General features: G+C 42.9%; 17 protein-coding genes. 10 read left to right on the forward strand and 7 right to left on the reverse strand.

Translation table 11 applies throughout. The features are described from left to right. Positions 1-81: 81 nt before the first annotated feature. Positions 82-528, forward strand: a complete 447-nt coding sequence (locus tag F6K53_RS05575) for a DUF4332 domain-containing protein (RefSeq protein WP_293019798.1) — start codon at positions 82-84, stop codon at positions 526-528. Positions 529-587: 59 nt separating this feature from the next. Here the strand turns inward: F6K53_RS05575 and F6K53_RS05580 are convergent, their stop codons facing one another. Next, a complete protein-coding gene (locus F6K53_RS05580) occupies positions 588-1202 on the reverse strand; it encodes a TetR/AcrR family transcriptional regulator (RefSeq protein WP_293036647.1) in 615 nt (204 codons plus the stop codon). A gap of 845 nt (positions 1203-2047) precedes the next feature. Between F6K53_RS05580 and F6K53_RS05585 the strand changes: the two genes are divergently transcribed. Both F6K53_RS05585 and F6K53_RS05590 read left to right on the forward strand, forming a co-directional pair. Next, positions 2048-3670 carry a pitrilysin family protein gene (locus F6K53_RS05585; protein WP_293066383.1) on the forward strand — a complete coding sequence of 541 codons (1623 nt, stop codon included), beginning with the start codon at positions 2048-2050 and terminating at the stop codon, positions 3668-3670. Positions 3671-4059: 389 nt separating this feature from the next. Beyond that, the gene (locus F6K53_RS05590; RefSeq protein WP_293080068.1) at positions 4060-5547 is read left to right on the forward strand and encodes a pitrilysin family protein; all 1488 of its coding nucleotides are present in this window, start codon (positions 4060-4062) and stop codon (positions 5545-5547) included. 14 nt (positions 5548-5561) lie between these two features. On the opposite strand, the gene F6K53_RS05595 is transcribed toward F6K53_RS05590, so the two are convergent. Further along, positions 5562-5702, reverse strand: a complete 141-nt coding sequence (locus F6K53_RS05595) for a hypothetical protein (RefSeq protein ID WP_293071447.1) — start codon at positions 5700-5702, stop codon at positions 5562-5564. A gap of 183 nt (positions 5703-5885) precedes the next feature. On the opposite strand from F6K53_RS05595, the gene F6K53_RS05600 reads away from it, so the two are divergent. Together F6K53_RS05600 and F6K53_RS05605 are read left to right on the forward strand one after the other, a co-directional pair. After that, positions 5886-6020 (forward strand): hypothetical protein, encoded by a 135-nt coding sequence (locus F6K53_RS05600; protein ID WP_293080071.1) that lies wholly within the window; start codon positions 5886-5888, stop codon positions 6018-6020. A gap of 66 nt (positions 6021-6086) precedes the next feature. Next, positions 6087-7310 carry a glycosyltransferase family 4 protein gene (locus F6K53_RS05605; protein WP_293080074.1) on the forward strand — a complete coding sequence of 408 codons (1224 nt, stop codon included), beginning with the start codon at positions 6087-6089 and terminating at the stop codon, positions 7308-7310. Here F6K53_RS05605 and F6K53_RS05610 read toward each other — a convergent pair. Further along, complete coding sequence (locus F6K53_RS05610; RefSeq protein ID WP_293071448.1) at positions 7257-7514, reverse strand: hypothetical protein; 258 nt, start codon at positions 7512-7514, stop codon at positions 7257-7259. The two genes, F6K53_RS05605 and F6K53_RS05610, sit on opposite strands and share 54 nt — an antisense overlap. Beyond that, positions 7489-9111: a murein biosynthesis integral membrane protein MurJ gene (murJ, locus tag F6K53_RS05615; protein ID WP_293071449.1), complete on the reverse strand. Its 1623-nt coding sequence runs from the start codon at positions 9109-9111 to the stop codon at positions 7489-7491. The genes F6K53_RS05610 and murJ overlap by 26 nt, the downstream gene beginning before the upstream one ends. 170 nt (positions 9112-9281) lie before the next feature. Between murJ and F6K53_RS05620 the strand changes: the two genes are divergently transcribed. Then, positions 9282-10505 carry a DUF3095 domain-containing protein gene (locus F6K53_RS05620; RefSeq protein WP_293071450.1) on the forward strand — a complete coding sequence of 408 codons (1224 nt, stop codon included), beginning with the start codon at positions 9282-9284 and terminating at the stop codon, positions 10503-10505. Positions 10506-10661: 156 nt separating this feature from the next. On the opposite strand, the gene F6K53_RS05625 is transcribed toward F6K53_RS05620, so the two are convergent. Then, positions 10662-10970, reverse strand: a complete 309-nt coding sequence (locus tag F6K53_RS05625; protein WP_293018725.1) for a hypothetical protein — start codon at positions 10968-10970, stop codon at positions 10662-10664. A gap of 322 nt (positions 10971-11292) precedes the next feature. On the opposite strand from F6K53_RS05625, the gene F6K53_RS05630 reads away from it, so the two are divergent. After that, on the forward strand, positions 11293-12000 hold the full coding sequence (locus F6K53_RS05630; RefSeq protein ID WP_293018723.1) for a hypothetical protein: 708 nt from the start codon (positions 11293-11295) through the stop codon (positions 11998-12000). Positions 12001-12805: 805 nt separating this feature from the next. Here F6K53_RS05630 and F6K53_RS05635 read toward each other — a convergent pair. Both F6K53_RS05635 and F6K53_RS05640 read right to left on the reverse strand, forming a co-directional pair. Then, complete coding sequence (locus F6K53_RS05635; RefSeq protein WP_293018721.1) at positions 12806-13636, reverse strand: DUF4351 domain-containing protein; 831 nt, start codon at positions 13634-13636, stop codon at positions 12806-12808. Positions 13637-14154: 518 nt separating this feature from the next. Next, positions 14155-15558, reverse strand: coding sequence for an aminopeptidase P family protein (locus tag F6K53_RS05640; RefSeq protein ID WP_293080078.1), 1404 nt, complete (start codon positions 15556-15558; stop codon positions 14155-14157). A gap of 522 nt (positions 15559-16080) precedes the next feature. Between F6K53_RS05640 and F6K53_RS05645 the strand changes: the two genes are divergently transcribed. The 3 genes from F6K53_RS05645 to F6K53_RS05655 all read left to right on the forward strand — a co-directional run bounded on the left by F6K53_RS05645 (position 16081) and on the right by F6K53_RS05655 (position 20443). Continuing rightward, on the forward strand, positions 16081-16545 hold the full coding sequence (locus F6K53_RS05645) for an ABA4-like family protein (protein ID WP_293080081.1): 465 nt from the start codon (positions 16081-16083) through the stop codon (positions 16543-16545). A gap of 230 nt (positions 16546-16775) precedes the next feature. Then, the gene (locus F6K53_RS05650) at positions 16776-19520 is read left to right on the forward strand and encodes a dynamin family protein (RefSeq protein ID WP_293080084.1); all 2745 of its coding nucleotides are present in this window, start codon (positions 16776-16778) and stop codon (positions 19518-19520) included. Positions 19521-19552: 32 nt separating this feature from the next. Continuing rightward, positions 19553-20443: a hypothetical protein gene (locus F6K53_RS05655; protein WP_293080087.1), complete on the forward strand. Its 891-nt coding sequence runs from the start codon at positions 19553-19555 to the stop codon at positions 20441-20443. Positions 20444-20526 lie beyond the last annotated feature (83 nt).

Genomic DNA, 20526 nt, shown 5'->3' on the forward strand with positions numbered 1-20526 from the left:
AACTGCTATAAGGTATGAGTCCCCTGTTGCGGTTCGGTGTCGGCTGGATTAATCTAGAAGCATCATTTCCCGGTAGTCTAGATGTCTACTAAATCGAAAATTCATCCGAGATCTACCCAAGTCAGTGACTGGTCAATTGAGCAGTTGCCCGGATTAAGTATTCAAGATCAATCAAAACTCAAAGCATTGGGGATTACCACCACTAGGGAGTTGCTCGAAAAGGCAAGCACTGGCCAAGCTAAACAAGCGCTAGCTAACCAGTTAAAGGTTAAGACTCAGTACGTCAATAAATGGGTCGCCCTAGCAGATTTAGCCCGTATCCCTAGCATTGGCTGCCAATATTGTGGACTAGTGTTACATGCAGGAATATGCTCTTTAACCCAACTAGCTCAGACTCCCCCTCACCGCTTGCACCAAAATATTTTACGCCTACAGGTAGCAACCATGCAGCGCCGAGACCTTTGCCCTGGTGTTGATCAGGTGGCACGATGGACTAAACAAGCACGAGATTTAGTTCGTCATTGGTAATTTTTAATTTTTAATGGTCAATTGGCATTTTCAATTTGTGATTTTCAGGGATTCCTACTCTATTCCTTCACCAACACTCCATTGAGGAAAATATCAGCAATGCCTTCTGCCATTTCTTGAATCTCTTTGGGGGAGGCATCTGAATCGAGGATGGTATTGTGACTGAAACCAGCAACGGCAAACATGCCCAAGAACACCTGAGCCAAAATATTAGGGTTCATAGGGCGATAAATGCCTCGCTCAATGGCGGTTTCAAAAAAGGCTTCAGCCACATCCGTCATTTTAATAATTACTTCTGACTGAATGCGATCGCGCAATTCTGGGTGGAATTGGGCTTCCATAAAGCATACTCGCATCAGATCCGCATTCTCACCCATACGCATCATTCGCCGCCGCATCATCTGTGCTACTGCTTTATAGCTGCCCATTTCACTGAGTTCCGTGAGCAAATCGGTGAGAATGTCTACCCAACCCTGGGTGGCGACTTCTATCAGAATTGCCTTTTTGTTTTCAAAATGACGAAATAGGGTACCTTCAGCGACCCCAGCAGTACTGGCTAACTCCCTGGTGGTTGTCCCGTTATAACCTCGACTGGCAAACAAACGTCGTGCTGCTCTCAGGATACGTTGCCTGGTCTCTGTCTCTGACTGAGTTGGCTGATTAATTATTCCCATGGGTGTCAAAATGAAACTTGTAGCGCTATTATCCAAATTGTCCAACACTTCACCCCATAATTGTCAAATTTGAGACAGAGTTGGCTTGAGCTTCTAGTAGTAGGTGATGGTAATCATGCCTTGATTGTGACCAAAAATTTGGGTTTCAAGCTGGCCTTTGGCCACGCTACTTGAGGTGCCCATAAACGGGCGATTTTTCCGGAATTTGTCAAGGCAAAGGTTTATAATACAATAATTGTGTAGAAAGCGCACAGGTAGGATTCGTCGGTACTACCTGATTCAATAACGACAATTACGGGCAGGATGCCCGTTCCACGCAAAATGCTAGTACACGAGGCGCGAAAAACCTCGCCGGTGCGCTTTCCGTTCTCCGTAGGAGACGCTTCGCGAACGGCTAATTAAATTCGCCACGGGTCGCACCGCTAAAACGCATGGGTCTTAACGGATACCGAAAACCAGTAAAGTAGCAAATTCAAAATATATAACGTACCGTGGGGCACACGGGAACGAGGGAAGGGAGAAACAGTTATATTAGACACTCCTAGTACCTAGCGCTTAGGGAGATAAGCCCACTGGGATTAGTTAAGTTAGGCTTGATGCTTGGTTGCTGATTGAACGGGTATTTGGCTTGAATATTGCCTTTCAGGATAGCTAATTTTAAGGCGTGTCGTAGAACTAAGAATCCCCGTTCTTACTTCGGCGGGGAGTGTCAAACACTTGATGAAGAGACGCTAGCTTATTAGTTGTTAACCTCACGCCGCCTAAAGGCGGTACCACTAAATCCCACCCTAGAAAGCGGTGGGCGTTGTGGGAGAGTTCTGTAAGTTCGTTACTGCCACCCTTGTATGATTAAACAGAATGGATTGGTCGTGTTTCTCCAGCGTGTTGCTGATCACTTAAGACCACTTCGGTGCTTATTCAAGACAGGATCTATCAAGTCCCTATCGATTTTATCTTATCTGGGGGCAGCAATCCTAATCTGGGGAACATGCTCGACTATCGCATTAGCCCGTACTGAAACCCCAGCATCACCCTCAACCTCAATCCAACCCTATCTAGACCGGGTGATCGAACGGGTAACTGAGTTTACCCTGGATAATGGCATGAAGTTCATTGTCCTAGAAAACCACGAAGCACCAGTAGTTTCTCTTTTTACTTATGCCGATGTAGGGGGTGTGGATGAACCGGATGGCAAAACCGGTGTGGCTCACTTCTTAGAACATTTAGCGTTTAAAGGTACCACCCGGATTGGTACTACCAACTATGAGGCAGAAAAAATTCTGCTAGACAAGTTGGACGAGTTGAAGAAACAAATTAAAGAATATCAAGCCACTGGGAATGAGGCAGAGGTGGCTAAGTTAAAGGAAGAGTTTGCCGAAGTCGAAGCTGAGGCGGCTAAGTATGTCCAGCAAAATGAGTTGGGTCAGATTATTGAGCAATCAGGAGGCGTGGGCTTGAATGCCGCAACGTCTACGGATTATACGGTGTACTTCTACAGCTTGCCATCGAACAAATTAGAGCTGTGGATGTCCCTAGAGTCAGAACGCTTCCTTGAGCCGGTATTTCGAGAATTTTATAAGGAACAAGAGGTAATCCTCGAAGAGCGTCGTCTGCGCACTGATAACTCTCCGATCGGTCAAATGATTGAGGCGTTCTTGGATACTGCCTATACCAAGCACCCTTATCGGCGTCCGGTGATTGGCTACAACAAAGACATTCGCAATCTTACTCGCCAAGATGTTCAGGAGTTTTTTGACACTTACTATAGTCCGAATAACTTAACTGTAGCTATTGCGGGAGATGTGGATCCAAAGCAGGTGAAACGGCTAGCTAAAGTCTACTTTGGACGCTACAACCATCAAAAGGAAATTCCTAAAGTCACTACGGTAGAACCACCACAGTCCGAAACCAAGGAAGTTACCTTGAAATTACCCTCCCAACCCTGGTATTTGGAAGGATACCATCGACCAGGGATTACCCATCCTGACCATGTGGTTTATGAAATTATGGGCAATTTGCTGAGTGATGGTCGAACCTCTCGCCTATATAAGTCTTTGGTAGAAGGGAAACAAGTAGCCCTATCGGCGGCAGGGTTTAGTGGCTTTCCTGGTGATAAATATCCTAATTTAATGTTGTTCTATGCCCTCACTGCACCAGGACACACGGTAGAAGAGGTGGCAAGTGCATTGGCAGAAGACATTGAAAAGCTCAAAACTGAACTAGTTTCACCCCAAGAATTGGAACGGGTAAAAACTCAGGCAAGGGCTAGCCTATTGCGATCGCTTGATTCCAATATGGGTATGGCCAGAAATTTGGCAACCTATGAGGTCAAAACCGGTGATTGGCGTAACTTGTTCAAGGAAATAGAAGATATAGAGGCAGTGAGTGCAGCAGACATTCAGCGAGTGGCTCAGGCAACTTTTCGACCAGAAAACCGCACGATTGGACGGATTTTACCAATTGAGTAGCTAAACGCTTCAAGGTTGCTCTCAGTTGAAGGTTGAAGGTGAGAAGGTTGAAGGTGAGAAGGTTGAAGGTTGAATGTTGTTTCGTTGTTCATGCCCAGGGATCTGATGTAGGGTAGGTGGTTTGGTTGAAGGGTAAAGTGTATAATCGGCAACCGGCAACCGCTTAACCTTGGCCTATTGGCCACGCTACGCGAACAACTGGTTAACTTTCAACCTTCAACCTCCTAACCTTGGCCTATTGGCCACGCTACGCGAACAACCTTCAACCTCCTAACCTTGGCCTATTGGCCACGCTACGCGAACAACCTTCAACCTCCTAACCTTCAACCTCCTAACCTTAAACCTGGTAACCACCAACTATTGATCGCATTACCCATGACTAATGACCAATGACCAATCTAAAATCGAAAAGCCAAAATCCCAAATACCTGAAATGGATCGGGCTACTGGTAGTGACAATGCTAGTGGTAGTGCTTGTGTCTCGTCTACCAGCAATAGCTGATACCCCACGCCATTACGATGAATTAGAGTTTGACCCGTTACCACCAATTCAGCTACCGGACTACACTCGCTATCAGTTAGACAATGGGATGGTGGTCTATTTGATGGAAGACCATGAACTGCCTTTGGTGAGTGGTACCGCAATGATTCGCACCGGCGATCGCCTTGAGCCTGCTGACAAAATTGGCTTAGCGACTATGGCGGGAGTTGTGATGCGTACTGGGGGTACCACTGAACACTCAGGCAATGAGTTAAATGTGCTGTTAGAAGAAAAGGCAGCTTCGGTGGAAACTAGTATTGACACTAGTTCTGGCAGTGCGAGTTTTAGTGCTTTGAGCGAAGATTTGGACTTGGTCTTTGATTTGTTTGCTGAAGTTATTCAAAAGCCTGCCTTTGCTCGATCTAAGCTGGCTCTAGCTAAACAGCAACTAGCGGGACAAATTGCCCGCCGCAATGATGATCCCGGTGATATTGCTTCTCGTGAATTTACGAAACTGATCTACGGTGACACTAGCCCCTATGCCCGCACGATAGAGTATGAGCATCTAGACAATATCTCTCGTAATGATTTAATCACTTTCTCACAGAGGTATGTATATCCAGAAAATATGATACTGGGTATTGTGGGGGATTTTGACTCCGAAAAAATGCGATCGCTAATTGAGGAGAAATTTGGTAGCTGGAAATCTGCCTCTGCGCCAGCACAGCCAAACGTTCCACAAGCATCCCAGGCTCAGTTAGGGGGTATATTTTTTGTGGATCAACCTCAACTGACCCAAAGTAATATTCAAATGGGACATATCGGGGGCAAACTCAATAGCCCTGACTACGCCGCCCTTTCTGTGTTAAATGAGGTGATGAATGGATTTGGGGGCAGACTATTTAACGAAGTGCGATCGCGTCAAGGTCTAGCTTACTCGGTCTACGGGGTTTGGAGTGTTCGCTATGACTATCCGGGTTTGTTTATTGCTGGGGGACAAACTCGCTCTGAAACCACGGTACCCTTTATTAAATCTGTTCTAGATGAAATCCAGAAATTGCGCACTAGTCCGATTAGCTCAGAAGAATTGGCTAAGGCAAAAGAAAGCGTTCTCAACTCCTTTGTGTTTAATTTCCAGAAGCCAGAGCAAACCCTATCTCGGCTGATGCGCTATGAATACTACGGCTACCCAGAGGATTTCATCTTCCGTTATCAAAAGGGAGTCACAGCTACTACGATTGATGATATACAGCGGGTTGCTGAAAAGTATCTCAAACCTGATCAGATTGTTACCGTAGTTGTGGGCAATGCTTCCCAAATCGAACCAGCCCTGACTAGCCTTTCCCAGGACGTCACCGTGTTAGATATTACGATTCCAAAACCAAAAAACAGTTAGCTGTCCGGCAAAATTCATCCCACACCTATGCTACGCATAGGTGTGGGATGAATTTTGCACAGGGTATTAATAAAATTGCTATAATATATTTTACTGATAAACAAAGCCGTTCGCGTAGCGTGGCCTACGGCCTTAAATGCTGGTTTGTCAGCCACCTACGTTCCTAAAAAACAGAACTTATTGTATTGTTCCGGCGCGGAGGGGCATCCCGGAGACGAAACCTTAGAAGAGTGGAGCCTTAATCATAAAGTTTTAACCCTTTTATGCATAGCCGACTAACCATAAAGGCTCCACTCTTCTTGCGGTAACTTCTGACCGTGTCGTTAATAAAGTAACCCGTGTATCCTAAGCGATGGCTGGAGTTGGTAAGAAGCCCACACTGTAATCTTGGCCAAAGGCCACGCTACGCGAACGATGAGCGTGTGGGAGTATGTCACTTAATCAATGGCAAATTGTTAATGGTTAATGGTTAATTAAGAAAAAATCCGAAAAAATCGATTCACCATTTGCCACATACAATTTGCCCTTTGCTATTCTCAATGCGCATTCTATTCCTACATCCCAATTTCCCTGCCCAGTTTCGCCACATAGCAACTGCTTTAGCTAAAGATAACCGCAACCAGGTTGTCTTTGGAACCAGGCGCAAGGAAGGGCAACTGCCTGGAGTTGTCAAAGCTCTTTACAATAACTCTAGGGAAGTACGTCCAGAAACTCACCACTATGTTAGACCATTAGAAAATGCTGTACTTCAAGGTCAAGCTGTCTATCGCTTAGCCAATCAGCTCAAGGCTAAGGGATTTGTTCCTGATGTGGTCTATGGTCATTCGGGTTGGGGACCAACGTTATTTATCAAAGACGCTTTCCCCCAAGCTACATTACTGTGCTACTTCGAGTGGTTTTATCATGCCCATGGCACAGATGCTGATTTTGATCTATCCGAGCCCTTAAACGCTGATGATGAAGCCCGGATTCGGATGAAAAATGCCCCGATTTTGTTAGACCTAGCCAGTTGCGATCGCGGATTGTCTCCCACTTACTGGCAGCGCCAGCAATTTCCAGCGGACTTCCACAGCAGAATTACCGTGCGTCATGATGGGGTGGACACCGAGTTCTTTAAACCCAATCCAGGGGCAAAGTTAGTACTAAAACAGATAAACTTAGATTTGTCTGAGGTGGAAGAACTAGTCACTTATGTGGCACGGGGCATGGAACCTTATCGAGGTTTTCCCCAATTGATCGAAGCAATCGGTATCCTTCAGCAGCGACGTCCTAAGTGTCATGCTGTGATTGTCGGGGAAAATCGGGTGGCTTATGGTAAAACCCTACCTGATGGTAAAACTTACAAAGACTTGATGTTAGAAAAAGTACCCCTTGACCTAGACAGAGTCCACTTTACTGGTTTACTTCCTTACTCAGAATACTTACAAGTTCTTCAAGCTTCCTCTGTTCATATTTATCTTACCCGTCCTTTTGTTCTGTCTTGGTCGATGCTAGAATCCCTTTCTACAGGTTGTTTGGTAGTAGCGTCTGATACTCCCCCAGTGACAGAGGTGATTGAAGATGGGATTAATGGTTTGTTAGTAGACTTTTTCTCGCCAGAGGAAATTGCCGATCGGGTTGAGGAAGCTCTCGACCACCCAGAACAGATGGCTGCTATTCGCGCTAAGGCCAGGGAAACTATTCAACAGGGTTATGATTTAAATCAGTTATTATCCCAGCATTTGCAGTGGATACGAGAAAGTCAGTTTAAGGTTGAAGGTTGAAGGTTGAAGGTTAAAGGTTAGAAGGTTAGAAGGTTGAAGGTTGAAGGTTGAAGGTTGTTCGCGAAGCGTGGCCAATAGGCCAAGGTTAGAAGGTTTAAGGTTAGAAGGTTTAAGGTTAGAAGGTTTAAGGTTAGAAGGTTTAAGGTTAGAAGGTTTAAGGTTAGAAGGTTTAAGACTTTCAACGACCCAGCTTCTGGCGCACACGAGCTACAAACATATCGACCTCTGGTAACTTCAACTGAGTTGCTAACAAACCAAACACACCTAAGCCTACCAATCCAGCTAAACTCAATTGCAGCAACTGCACCCAAATAATACTGGTTTCTAATACTTGCTCACACCCCCAACTGACTCCCCAACTTACGGCACCAGCGATTACACTACTGACAGCTAAACCTAGAATTGGCAAGATCCACTCTTGCCAAGGTAAGCCATTTAGCCTGCGGTTTAATAGCCATAACAGCACGACCATGGAAAAGGCATTCACACCAATGGTGGCAAATACTATACCGGGTGTGCCAAAGGCATCGATTAGAAAATAATCTAGTACAGCATTGAGAATAATATTAATCACACTCAGACGAAAGGGTGTCTGTCCATCTCCTAAACCATAAAATACCCGCACTAGCACATCCCGTCCCAAGTAGACAAACATGCCCATCCCATAAGCCATGAGCACTGATGCTACTAACCGAGAGGCATTAGCATCAAAGGCTTGACGCTGATACACTACCTGCACGATGGGCATGGCTAAGGTCACCATCAATGCACTTAACGGTAACATTGTCAAGGCAGTGAGCAGAATTCCCTGGCGAATCCGTTGCTTGAGTTCTGGCCAATTTTCGGGAGCGGCTAGTCGGGAAAATACTGGCAGTAGGGGCACTAGAATGACATTGGAGATAATACCTAGGGGGGTATTCACTAAAAGATTGGCATAGTTTAAGCTAGCAGCAGCGGCATCGGCTTGGGGCAGAAAGGAGGCAAAGAATAAGTCGGTGTAGACATTAATATGTAGCATCCCAGAGGAAAAGGTGGCAGGAGCCATGACCTGCATCACGTCTTTGACTCCAGGGATACCCCAGTTAAATCGTAGGCGTATTTTACCTAGGCCACTGCGCCACTGAGCGATTTGCTGCACTATCCATTGAAGAGTTGCTCCAGCAAGGGTACCCCCAGCTAAGACAATCCCACCGATCATGGCAAATTCGGGATTACTAATTTCTTTGCCCAACTGTAGGGCTAATATTCCTAAGCCAACAATGACGGTGATGCTGGAAAATAAGGGACTGACGGCGGGTAGCCAGTATTGATCGCTAGCATTGAGGGTACCAAAGCCAATGCCAATTAATCCGGCTAGCACTGCCATGGGTGCCATAATCTGTAATTGCCGGATTGCGATCGCTCTTACTTCTAACCCTTCTGGGGTATCCTGAAACCCTGGTGCTAGAATATCAATTAAGAGCGGAGCAAATAGCACTAGAGCAATGGTTACCAGTAACAGGATGCACGCGACTAAGGTAGTTACTGTTTCCACCAGCCGTGGGGCTTCTGATTTATCTCGTTTAGCGAGAACACTAACTAAGGCGCTATGAAACGGTCCGTTAATGCCACCGAGGAGGATTAATAAAAACCCGGGGATCACGTAAGCATAGCTGTAGGCGTTGATAACCGGACCAACTCCAAAGGCTGCTGCCATGGCTTGTTGGCGGACTAAGCCAAATACTTTACTAATAATGGTGGCTACTGCGACAATCCCGGCAATGCCAGCTAGGGAACGAGTGGTTTTCTGGTTTTCAGACACAAATCGTTAATAAAATTAATAGTTAACGTGCTTATTTTAAGGGATCCCTTGTTGTTGACCCTTGACAGTTGACGGTTGGTAGGGTGTAGCAGCTAGCTTGGTTTTATCTAAGTGCCTTTCAGGGTGTTATCACCCTAGTAAAAAGGTTTGTTATTTCTTTAGATTAAACCATGACTACAGAATTTTTTTATGCTAATTTACCCCTTTTAGAAAACTTCATCGATATTACTGACTCTCGTAATTTTGAATCGGTTCCCAGGGATTGGTATGTTGTGATTAGCGATATTATTGGTTCGACTCAAGCTATCGAATCAGGACGCTACAAAGAGGTTAACCTATTAGGAGCCTGCTCCATTGTCGCTGTTTTAAATATAGCAGGTAATTTAGACATTCCTTTTGTGTTTGGGGGAGATGGAGCAACTCTGTTGATTCCTCCTTCTCTGTTTGCCCCTGCTCGGGAAGCCTTATTAGCCACTAGTCAGCTAGCCAGGGAAGAATTTGGGATGGAATTGCGGGTGGGTGCAGTACCTATGTCTGATGTCAGAGTAAATGATTATGATGTTAAATTAGCGAAGCTCAAGGTATCTGAAAATTATTATCAGGCTATATTTACTGGAGATGGTTTGAGTTATGCTACTGAATTGATTAAACATCCAAATACGAGTAACCTCTACCTTTACCAAAACCCTACTGATAATGCTAAAGCTGATTTTTCTAATTTAGAGTGTCGCTGGCAAGACATTCCAAGTAAATATGGTGAAACGATCAGCTTGATTGTTAAAGCAACGTCTAATCAAGGAGATTTAGCTAATTTAACTTATCGAAAAATTATTGAAAAAATTGACACTATATATGGAAGTGAAGAGCTTTTAAATCCAGTTGATAAAAACTATTTAAATCTAGGGTTTAGTTATCAAAAATTAAGTGCTGAAACTCGGCTGTGCGCCCAGTCGAGTAAGCTAAGCCATAGGATGCTCTATTTTTTAAAAATCTGGTTTGAGAATTTCTTGGGCTGGTTGTTGATGAGGTTGAAAGTGAAATTTCCAGATGGAGACTGGGGAGCCTATAAACGAAATGCGATCGCAGCAACAGATTACAGAAAGTTTGATGATATGTTACGCATGGTGATTGCTGGCAATGAAGCACAACGAAAACAATTAACAGACTATTTAGAAAAGAATTATAAACAAGGTAAATTAGTGTATGGTCTGCATATTTCAGACCGAGCACTGATGACCTGTCTGGTATTTGAGCGCCATGGACGCCAAGTACATTTTGTGGATGGTGCAGACGGAGGCTACGCCGTAGCGGCGAAAGATATGAAGGATAGACTTAAGGAGAATGCTACTGATAGCAAATCCGCTTTTAGAACACCCGTTAATCCAGATGACTAGCCATCAATACAAGTTAGGATAAATCAGATAAATCAGACTAGCATAAGGCAATAGCTATAGCGCTGCGCTAGTTCCCTACTCCCTACTCCCTACTCCCTACTCCCTGTTCCCTGTTCCCTGTTCCCTGTTCCCTGTTCCCTTTGCTATAGCGAATAATTACACTGGCTTAATAGTAATGTCTTGATAGTCGGGATGTCTAAGAATAAAGCATTTTGCGCCAATAGTGATTTGGGCAATCTGGGATGAAAGCTTACATAATCCATCCCTGACTTCTGAATTTGGACAGTGAATGATTAAGCTGTCAGTAGCAGTAACCCACTCTAGCTTACAGAGTTGAGTTAGAGGAATTTCTGTCTTAATTTGGCTTAGTCCTTGACTCAGTTGTTTAAATTTATGTAGCCATTGGGACTCTTGCAAGTTTTTCTCTAGCTTGCTTTTCAATGGGTCTTCTTCTTGATTAGGCATGATATCATGATAGGATTTGTTATTGTGTCAGGAGTCAGGAGTCAGGAGTCAGCAGTCAGCCTGGTTGACTTACAAAAGATCATAGCGTAGGTTGGGTTGAGGCAACGAAACCCAAAACCAGTCAGGCTTTTCTTGGGTTACGCTATCCCTAACCGCTCCCTACGGGATAATCAGCATTTCAAGGGTTTTGTCAGTCAATCAGCAAATTTACTCATCTCCAAAATTTGGTTTGAGTATATAATCACAAAAAAGGCTTACATATTTTTGTAATGTATTTAGTCTTGGGTAATTAGCGATTTTAAATAAAAAAAGGAGAACAAATATGCCAAGAAATGGATGGTATACAGGAGATAGTGATAACGTTACCGATGATGGTAACGTTAATGGCTGGGCAGATTTGTCAGGTCAAGCTTTTGGAAACAGTATTGCAGGTGGTTTGTCCTATAGATTTGGATCTGTTATCAACAACTATGGAACTTGGGGACAGCTTATCTATGCGACTAAAAATGACTTAGCAGCTGAGGACTTATCCAATCCTTCAGGACTTAATGGAAATATGCCAAGTAACCCAGGACCAGGCAATTCTAATTGGGTACAAGGACATTTGGTTAATGGTGAGTGCGGAGGTAGTGGAAATAAAGCCGCTTATCTGACTCCTATTACAGGCAATTTGAATAAGTTGCATGCGGGGTATGAAGCTGTCTTACAACGCCTTGTCAATCGTGGTTCAGCATCAGGATCGTCAACTATCAGTTTCAATCCCAACAAGATACCAAATTCGCGTTTGATTTATCGAACCCATGGGTTGACTCCTCCTGCGCCTGGTGGATTTACGACTGTACCTAAAGCAATATGTGTAAGTCTTGGAATAGTTATTAATGGATTAATGAAGTCTGAAGCTGATGTTCAAAATGAATTTAATAATCCTGGAACAACCAAATGGTTTGCTGACAGGTACTATAAATCTGAAGGAAAGAGTGATCGAGACAAGATAATACAAATGATCGGAGGAGTAGAATTGGGCTACTAGGACTTACGCATTGACAAAATAGAAAAAATGTGCAATCAAAAAGAGCCGCAGAGCGGTGTGCGTGCTTTTTTCTCTACAGTGTTTTACTAGGGGATAAGCTATATATAGCGTTTCTCATAGCTATGAGGCACAGAGATTTTTTTCATTATTACCTATTCCCTGTTCCCTAAAATTACCTGTTCCCTAAAACCCATAATTTTGTACCTCATGAGTTGGAGAATTGCTATATAATATAATGGTTCAAAAATAATCCCCCTAGTAAGTTCTTTGGATGTTGAGACATCAGGAGAGACGGATTGATCCGTTTTCTCCTGTTTTCATAATATGCAAATTAAGGGTAAAAACCTACGAGTATGCTTTTGAATAAGTTTTATCAGTCAACCAGGCAGTCAGCAGTCAGCAGTCAGCAATCAGCTTATTTTGTTCAAAAGGACTTCAGGTAGCGTGGCCATTCGCCAAGGCCAATGGCTGATACGCGACACGCTGATAGCTTACGTTATTGTGATCTCCTCAATTCCCCTGGAATAATTCAGCAACTTTCCCCCTTAAAGCCTCAACGCTCAGCGGTAAATTGCTTATAAGCTGTTTCGAGATTATCCTTGTATAATCCTTGGAATTTATAAGTCTTATAAGCAGCAGGGATTTGGGAATAGTTGGCCAGCACTTGTTCTTGAGTCAGAGACTTTTCTTTCCAAGTTAACGCTAATTGTTCCAGTTGCTCTAAGTAAGTATGTAAGGTGTCCCCAAGGAGTTTTAGATGGCATGATTGATAGTTAGCTTCCTAAATTCATCATTTGTTAACGCACTACTGCTCCTGATCCAACCAAACCGCTAAATCCGTTGCTGTCTCAAAATTCAACAACGCTTCACTCAATTCCTCCAATCGAGTAATGGATAATCCCTCAATCCGCTGTTGGAGCACAGGGTCAAGTAAACCTAACCTCAGGGTTAGCAAACGCATCACAATTAATACCGCTTCCTCCTGCTTGCCGCGCTGGCGTCCCTTTTGGATAATATCTTGATAGGTAACTGATTCTTCCATAACTTCCTCCCTCAACAATCGACGGACTAAATCTTTCTCAAACCGTAAACCAGCCAGCACATCCACACAGGCCGCTAGGGTTCGGAGTTGACCTTGTTCTTCAATTCTATCGACTTCAGCAACCACTTGCTCTAACAATAGATTAGGCCGATTACTCCTAGCTAAAGTGGCCAAGGGTAACAGAGCGCGATTGGCCAACAGTGGTTGAGGGTCTTGCTCCCAAAGACGAATTATTCTATAACGATGCCAGGTGTTAGTATCCCTAAACTCGTTATTGAATACCAGATCTGAGGTCGTAGACTTGAGAAAAATTACCACCTGCTCAATGGGACATCGGTACTTGCGGTGTAGTCTGACCCAATAGTCCAACATCCGAAATGGTAGTGGTGGCTCGGATGGGGGTAGGGTTTGAAATTCTAGGTGCAGAATTTGGTTAGTACTTTGGAGTACAGTCAGAGCATCAGCTTGAATTGGTTCACTACTCAATTCGGTTTTAAGTACCTGAATATCTCTAGGTTCTTCACCCAATAGCCACTGAAAAAACTCCGATGGGTATTCTTCGGCTAAGTATTTACAAATATTGTCGTACGCCAAGGCAAATTGTTCAAAGTTAACACTATCTCAGATACTGTAGTGAATCTGAGCTAAAAAATTGATCGCACCTGGATCTTGTTTATTGATTCAAGTTATGATAGCCGAGCACTTTTGATTTTGATATAGCAATTCGATCCCCCGTTGGTCCCCCTTATCAAGGGGGACTTTGAGGTTGAGAAGCCTACCTCATAAAAGCAATAAACGCACTTAAAATCTAGAGAAGACCTGATGAGATTAGGTCTTCTCAAAATTATTTCTGTCAACTTACGGCGGTTTGCATAACTATCAGGTGCGCTTTCTGTATTAAGAATTAAATTCGCCACGGGTCGCACCTCAGGTACACAGGATTGTTTTCCCACTTCTGACTTCCCCTCCTGGGAGGGGTTAGGGGTGGGTTCCTCTTCCCTACTCCCTGCTCCCTGCTCCCTGCTCCCTAAAAACCCAGAACTTTGTACCTAACTGAATTGCAAACCGCTGTAAGAGCACCATTAACCCGTTCACCCACACCCGAAAACTTATTATCCCGTAACCAAATCCTCAACTGCTTCTAGATCAGTCGGTAAGCCAGCGGTCAACACCTCTGCTCCTGTCTCGGTAATCAACACATCATCTTCAATTCGAATCCCCCGCACATCATCAAATTCTGCCAATCTATCCCAATCAACCACATCTTTGTAAGTTGACCGTCGCTCTGGGTCATTCAAAATCCCTGGAACTTGATAAAATCCTGGTTCAATTGTGACCAACATCCCTGCTTCCAACAGTCGGTCTAGTCGCAGGAAGCCCAAGCCAAAGCGATCGCTTCTTACCCGTCCTGGTGCATACCCTGCCAAATCCCCTAAATCTTCCATATCATGGACATCTAATCCCAGCAAATGACCAACACCATGGGGAAAGAATAAAGCATGGGCATCCATTGCTACTAAATCCGAGATGTCTCCTCGCAGAATCCCCAAATCTATCAATCCCTCAGCGATCACCCCTGCTGCTGTCATATGAATCTCTCGATATTCCACCCCAGGGTAAAGATTCTTGATACAGAAATCATGGGCTTCTTTGACCACATTATATATATCCCGCTGAGTAGGGGAAAATTTGCCACTCACCGGCCAAGTACGGGTAATATCCGCCGCCCAACCCATAGGGGTTTCTGCTCCTACATCCGCCAGTAGTAACTCTCCCGGTTGCAGGGAATGGTGATACTCACCATTGTGCAGCACTTCCCCATGAACGGTAACAATACTTGTGTAAGCACGGGTCATATTATGGGCAATAATTACCGATTCCATCGCCCCCCGCACTTCCGCTTCCCGTTTAGCCTTGGGAGTAGCTGCCATTCCCGCTTTATGAGCAGCCATCGAAACTTCAGCGGCTTGGCGCAACTCCGATAATGCCCCCTCGTCATGGTATAACCGTAGGGATATTATCGCTTTCGCTAAATCTAAGTCAATCCCTTCTGGAGCATCAGCGGGTCCGACAGCACGACCTAATAGTTCCTGTTGTTGGCTGTAAGTAGTGGGATTTTGAACAGCAATGGTTGCTGCTCCCTGAGAATGCGATTCGGCAAAGCCGACGCTATGCGAACGCAATTCTGAAAAGGGAAAAACCCGATCAGCCCCAATCATCTCAGCAATTTCCTCAGGTGAAGGCACTTCTCCGTGCCACAACGCACTACCAGGGGCTGGCTTATCCATGAATAAATCCAGTTTGCCATCATTGAGGCCAATTACCGCATTAGTTAGAGGTAAACCAGCAAAATACAAGAAGTGACTGCTAGCCCGAAACGGGAACGAATTGGCTCGAAAATTCCGAGGACTAGGATGTCCAGACCAGAGCATTACTGGAAAATCCACCAGCTGAGCCAGCTTTTGACGCCGTTGCTTTAGTGTAGTGGCTAAAGAGCCGTCATGGTTGTTAATCATCGGATTTATTATAATTTATTTGTTGAACCTTCACCGTTGAATAGTTATAGCGTAAATTCCACAGGTCTTGTGGAATTTGTTTAAAATTATCCCCAGGATCTACCTGAGACTAAGATGCTGCCAGTGATCGGGTTTGGGACTAGCAATGGCAAGGTTCTTGGTCTAACCAAGATCTAACTGTGGAAAATGAACCAGAACAGATTAACACAACAGATTAATGCGAAAGCATCATCTCCAATGCTCTGGCTAACACTTATAGAAGTTATATAGCAATTCTGTTTCCCATGAGGTACAAAGAGATCCCCCTAAATCCCCATTAAAAAGGGGGACTTTGAGCTTGATAATTGTACCTAATACATGCAATAAACGCTATAATACTCATTAGCGAAACAAGATTTTTTCCCAATCCCCATGCTCTTCACCCTGCTCCCTGCTCCCTATTCCCTGTTCCCTAAAAACAAAAAAAAACTCACCCAATTTATAAATGCTATAGTAAATACTTGAAATCTTAAACACAGAAATATGGTTATCGCTCAACTGTTTAATATTGCCAATATCTTCGTTTTGCCCTTTTGGCTCCTGATGGTTTTCTTGCCAAATTGGGGCATTACCAAGCGAGTAATGGAATCCTATATTCCCTTCGTCGCTTTAGCAGCTTTATATATTTACCTATTTATTAATAGTATTACACCAGAATCCGCCCAAGCCTTATCCAATCCTCAGTTAGCCGATATTGCCCACTTTTTTAGTGACGAAACCGTTGCTGCTACTGGCTGGATACATTACCTAGTCTTCGACTTATTTGTAGGGCGTTGGATTTATTGGCAAGGGCAACAGACTGGTACTTGGACTATTCACTCCCTAATTCTATGCTTATTTGCCGGACCAATCGGACTACTGTCTCATATTATTACAGCTTGGATTACCAAGAAATCCACTTCAGATACTCCCTTAGAGTCTAACACTACGAGTCCATCACAAACATAATCAGCGCTTTTTTATTTGATTTGTAAACACAGGTATTGCTTAAAAAGGCAATAGGCAAGAGGCAAAAGGCAATAGGGGAAAAAGCTCTGGAGTTTTATTGGACAGTCAAAAAAGACATTTTAGTTTACATCTCATTTATAAACCCTATACTCGATCATCACCAATAATCCACTGGCTAGTTCTTCATTGTCTTTGCCTAGATTAAGAAATATTTCAATTGGCCAGTTATCTTGACAGTTTTGTATTATTCATGCTATCTTTATATAAAGCTTGAAAAGCTAACTAAGAGGAGATATGAAAAGTTTTTTGATCCTGAATTTTGCCCCCCTAGCCCCCCAAGCGAGGGATTGCTCGCTTGGGGGAAGAATCAATTTGATGGCAAAAGTCCCTCAAGCGAGGCATTGCTCGCTTGGGAGACCAACGGGGGCTTGGATGTAGCAAATGAGACTTTTCAGACAACCTCTAAACTAAAACTAAAAAATGCGAATAGGTTGCTCTACCATCGTTACAACTCAACACTAAAGGCTTTGACAATAATGAGAAGCAACATCAAAAAGACGTTTGAAGCTGTTGAAGAATCAATCGGTAATGTTTACCAGGAATGGGGTACTTTTCAGCAAAAAATCCGTGAACAGCTACCGGCAGAATACTACAGTGAACTCGAAGATTTAAACAGCCAATTCCAGGTGGCGGTAAGTGAATTAGTGAAAGAACTTAGTGAACCGGTTCTTACCTTAGCGACAACAGGGACAACTAGCAGTGGTAAAAGTACCCTGGTCAACTTCTTGTGTGGCACAGAAATTCTCCCAGTTGCTGTACAAGAAATGAGTGCAGGGGTTGTGATTGTAGAATACAGTGAAACCAAATCTCTGAAAATTGATCAAACCCCAGGGGCACTTTGGGACTGTGGAGAATGGCGCAATCTTACCGACGAAGATATTTATGACCGTTTAGACCAAGCAATGAAGTCCTATCTTCAAGCTAATCGAGACGAAAAAACCAGTGTTGCTTGTCCACAAGCAACGATCTATTATCCTTTCCGGCTTGTAGCCGATCCTAACCTGCTTGATTTGCCTGAAAAAACAAGAGTGCGAATCATGGATCTTCCGGGTTTAGCTCATGTGGGTGATGAAGGAAATGCCTCTGTGATTAGAAAATGTAAAGAAGCATTATGTATAGTTACTTATGATAGTACAGAAACCGATAGACAAAAAGTTAGTAACTTACTCCAAGAAGTGGTTGATCAGGTCAAAGAGCTAGGAGGCTCACCAGCCCGCATGCTCTTTGTGCTGAATCGGATTGATGAGTTTCGTAAGGACCAAAATTGGCCGGATAGTGAAAGATATTTTTTTAAAAGAACTGTTTACGATATCAAACAGAAGTTAACCAAGGAGCTAGAAGAATATCAAGAAGATATTAGTGCTTTACAAGTAATAAAAATGAGTGCATTACCAGCTCTATTGTCCATTCAAATGAAGAGTTATAATCAGCAACAAAGTACTCAAGCATCTGATAAAATAGACGATTTCTTTAAATTCTTAATTCCCAAAGAGATTATAGAAGACTTACCCAGAAACGTAGAGCGATGGGAACACCATGAGCGCCACCGTGTTGCCGACACGGTTTGGGAAGCTTCTTACGCAGACGAATTTCACAAATATCTTAAACAGACTATCGATGAAAACTTTCCACAATTAGTTATTCCACAAATTGTAGACCGCTTTAAAGCTAAAGCAGCTAATGCAGTAGCAGAGTGGGCTATACAAACCACTTATGCCTTCATTAATAGTAAAGAAGAAGACTACCAAAAAGAATGTGAGACTATTGCTCGAATTCGGCAAGACATCAGTCAGTTTATTTCACAAAAATCTCAAGAACTAAGAGACCCTTTTGAAAAAATTGAAAATGCTCTAAAGGGTTTCATGGAAGAGAGCGATCAAAGTTTTTCAGAGGATAATAACTCTTTAGATACTACTTCAGATCCTAGGAATGAGTTGGAGCAAATTGTCGAAAGTATCATTGAAGAACTCAGGCAAGGAGACTACCAAGAGCGCGCAAACAGTTTAATACTGCTGTATCGATGGAGAAGAGGAGTAGAACAAGCAGTAGTAAAGGAAATATTGACGCCAACGGTTGAGTCTTTGGATACAGGAAAAATATGCTTAGATAGCAAATTGCTTCAAGCAGCTGATCCGGACAAGTTGAATCTTTTAGAAGGAGTAATTAGAGATTTAATTGATTTAGAATATCCTACTAAAAATGGGAATAAGATCGAAGCACGTACTGAGCAAGAGAAAAAAGATTTAAGGAAGCTTAATAATAAACTCAATCAATTGACTAGTGCATTGAAGGCTCTGATGAATGAAGCTGTCAAACAAATATTAGATCGAGAGATGAAAGGGGTAGTTGATGGCTTGAAGACTTTATTGGATTATTACCTGTCTCTTCTTGAGGAAGGAATGGGGAATATTGCCCCAAATTTAGCCATTAGCTTTTCGAGATCAGAACTTGAGATAATTGATAGTATACCTGATCCAAAATTCAAGTTTGAAGCTGGATTCGCAATTATAAAAGGCACATGGCTAGAAGACGTTGAAGTTACGGAACTCAAGCGAACTTTATTTTTATTTAAAAGAAAAGTAAAGACAATTAAACAAGAACCACGCTCTAGTGATAATGCTCAGTTACCAAAAATAGAAGACATCAATAGAAACTGGCTATGGCAAAAAAATCAGGCAGAAATAGAAATTTATAGTCAGGTGGCGGATTGGTTTATCTCTCAAATAAATAAGTTTATAAAAAAGGTTGAGTCTTCTCAAAAAGAAATTGTAGACCGTTATCAAGAGCGGCTAGATAAAGCCTATGATCAAGCTCAACTATCTTTACAAAAAGACTTATCGATCTGGAATCCGCTACACCAGGAAGCTAAACAACTTGAGGAAAATATTAAGAAAGCTGGAAAAGTGCTGAGGTAGTTTCCCTCTATTCTGTAAGCTAGGGGAGGAACTTGATCACTATTCCAATTTTCCTTAAAGAGTATGATAACCAAATGGATAAAGAATCTCAAAGTCGCTTCAAAGACGTTTATAGTGAAATTGAGAAATGCTACAAATCAAAAGCCAAGGGTTGTATGTATACAGCAATCAGCAAGCTGTCTCCAGACAACTACCAGGAAGTATGTGAGCATTTCAAGATAACTCAGGATTCGACTATCAAAGACGACTTGCAGTTTTTTAAAAAGTATTTTATTGACGATAATGACAATGATTGGAGTAATAATATGGATAGATTATTAGAAGATAGAGTCTTAAAAGATAGAGTATTAGAATTATTCTGTAAAGAAGTATTAGATAAGCCGTTGCCAGAAGAGGATCCGTTGACGCAGTGTTTACGAGTTACTCCTGAGCCTTGGTTGAAATTATACTTTATAATTTTCGTCTCTATTATAGTTATTGGCTGCTATGCTTTGCTAAAATCAGTGATTGTTCAACAAACAGAAACAAAACTAGATGCATCTCCAAAACCATCTCAAGCTCAACTAAAAGACTCTATTTTGTGCTTAGTTGTTCCTTCTGATAAATTAAGTGGCTTGAATCAAGGTAATCTGATTCCCTCAAATCGTGTTAAAGAACTTATCTCGTTTGCGTCTTATTTTTTATGTGATGGTTCAGTCGAAGCTATTGAACAAAAAGTAAACCTGAAGCTCAGTCCGGATAGTATTAATTATTCGAGTGATGAAGATGCCTACATCCAGCTGACAATTTATGGAGGTGAGAATATAATTGGGAAAAAAACAAAGTTTGAGCTTAGAAAGAATCTACCTGATGGTGATGCTAAAATCGATCAAATTGGTCGTATTCTCAAGAAATATGGTTTAGAAAATTTCATTTGTGCTTAAGTAATTATAGCAATTCTGTTTCCCATGAGGTACCAAGAGATCCCCCTAAATCCCCCTTAAAAAGGGGGACTTTGAGGTTGCTT

Source organism: Moorena sp. SIO4A1 (assembly GCF_010672065.1).
In the GTDB taxonomy this organism is placed as follows: Bacteria; Cyanobacteriota; Cyanobacteriia; order Cyanobacteriales; family Coleofasciculaceae; genus Moorena.

What these genes read in the sequence shown, in the direction of transcription:
- F6K53_RS05575 (WP_293019798.1), top strand. Translation starts at nt 82, where the DNA reads ATGTCTACTAAATCGAAAATTCATCCGAGATCTACCCAAGTCAGTGAC.
- F6K53_RS05580 (WP_293036647.1), bottom strand. Translation starts at nt 1,202, where the DNA reads ATGGGAATAATTAATCAGCCAACTCAGTCAGAGACAGAGACCAGGCAA.
- F6K53_RS05585 (WP_293066383.1), top strand. Translation starts at nt 2,048, where the DNA reads ATGATTAAACAGAATGGATTGGTCGTGTTTCTCCAGCGTGTTGCTGAT.
- F6K53_RS05590 (WP_293080068.1), top strand. Translation starts at nt 4,060, where the DNA reads ATGACCAATCTAAAATCGAAAAGCCAAAATCCCAAATACCTGAAATGG.
- F6K53_RS05605 (WP_293080074.1), top strand. Translation starts at nt 6,087, where the DNA reads ATGCGCATTCTATTCCTACATCCCAATTTCCCTGCCCAGTTTCGCCAC.
- F6K53_RS05620 (WP_293071450.1), top strand. Translation starts at nt 9,282, where the DNA reads ATGACTACAGAATTTTTTTATGCTAATTTACCCCTTTTAGAAAACTTC.
- F6K53_RS05625 (WP_293018725.1), bottom strand. Translation starts at nt 10,970, where the DNA reads ATGCCTAATCAAGAAGAAGACCCATTGAAAAGCAAGCTAGAGAAAAAC.
- F6K53_RS05630 (WP_293018723.1), top strand. Translation starts at nt 11,293, where the DNA reads ATGCCAAGAAATGGATGGTATACAGGAGATAGTGATAACGTTACCGAT.
- F6K53_RS05640 (WP_293080078.1), bottom strand. Translation starts at nt 15,558, where the DNA reads ATGATTAACAACCATGACGGCTCTTTAGCCACTACACTAAAGCAACGG.
- F6K53_RS05645 (WP_293080081.1), top strand. Translation starts at nt 16,081, where the DNA reads ATGGTTATCGCTCAACTGTTTAATATTGCCAATATCTTCGTTTTGCCC.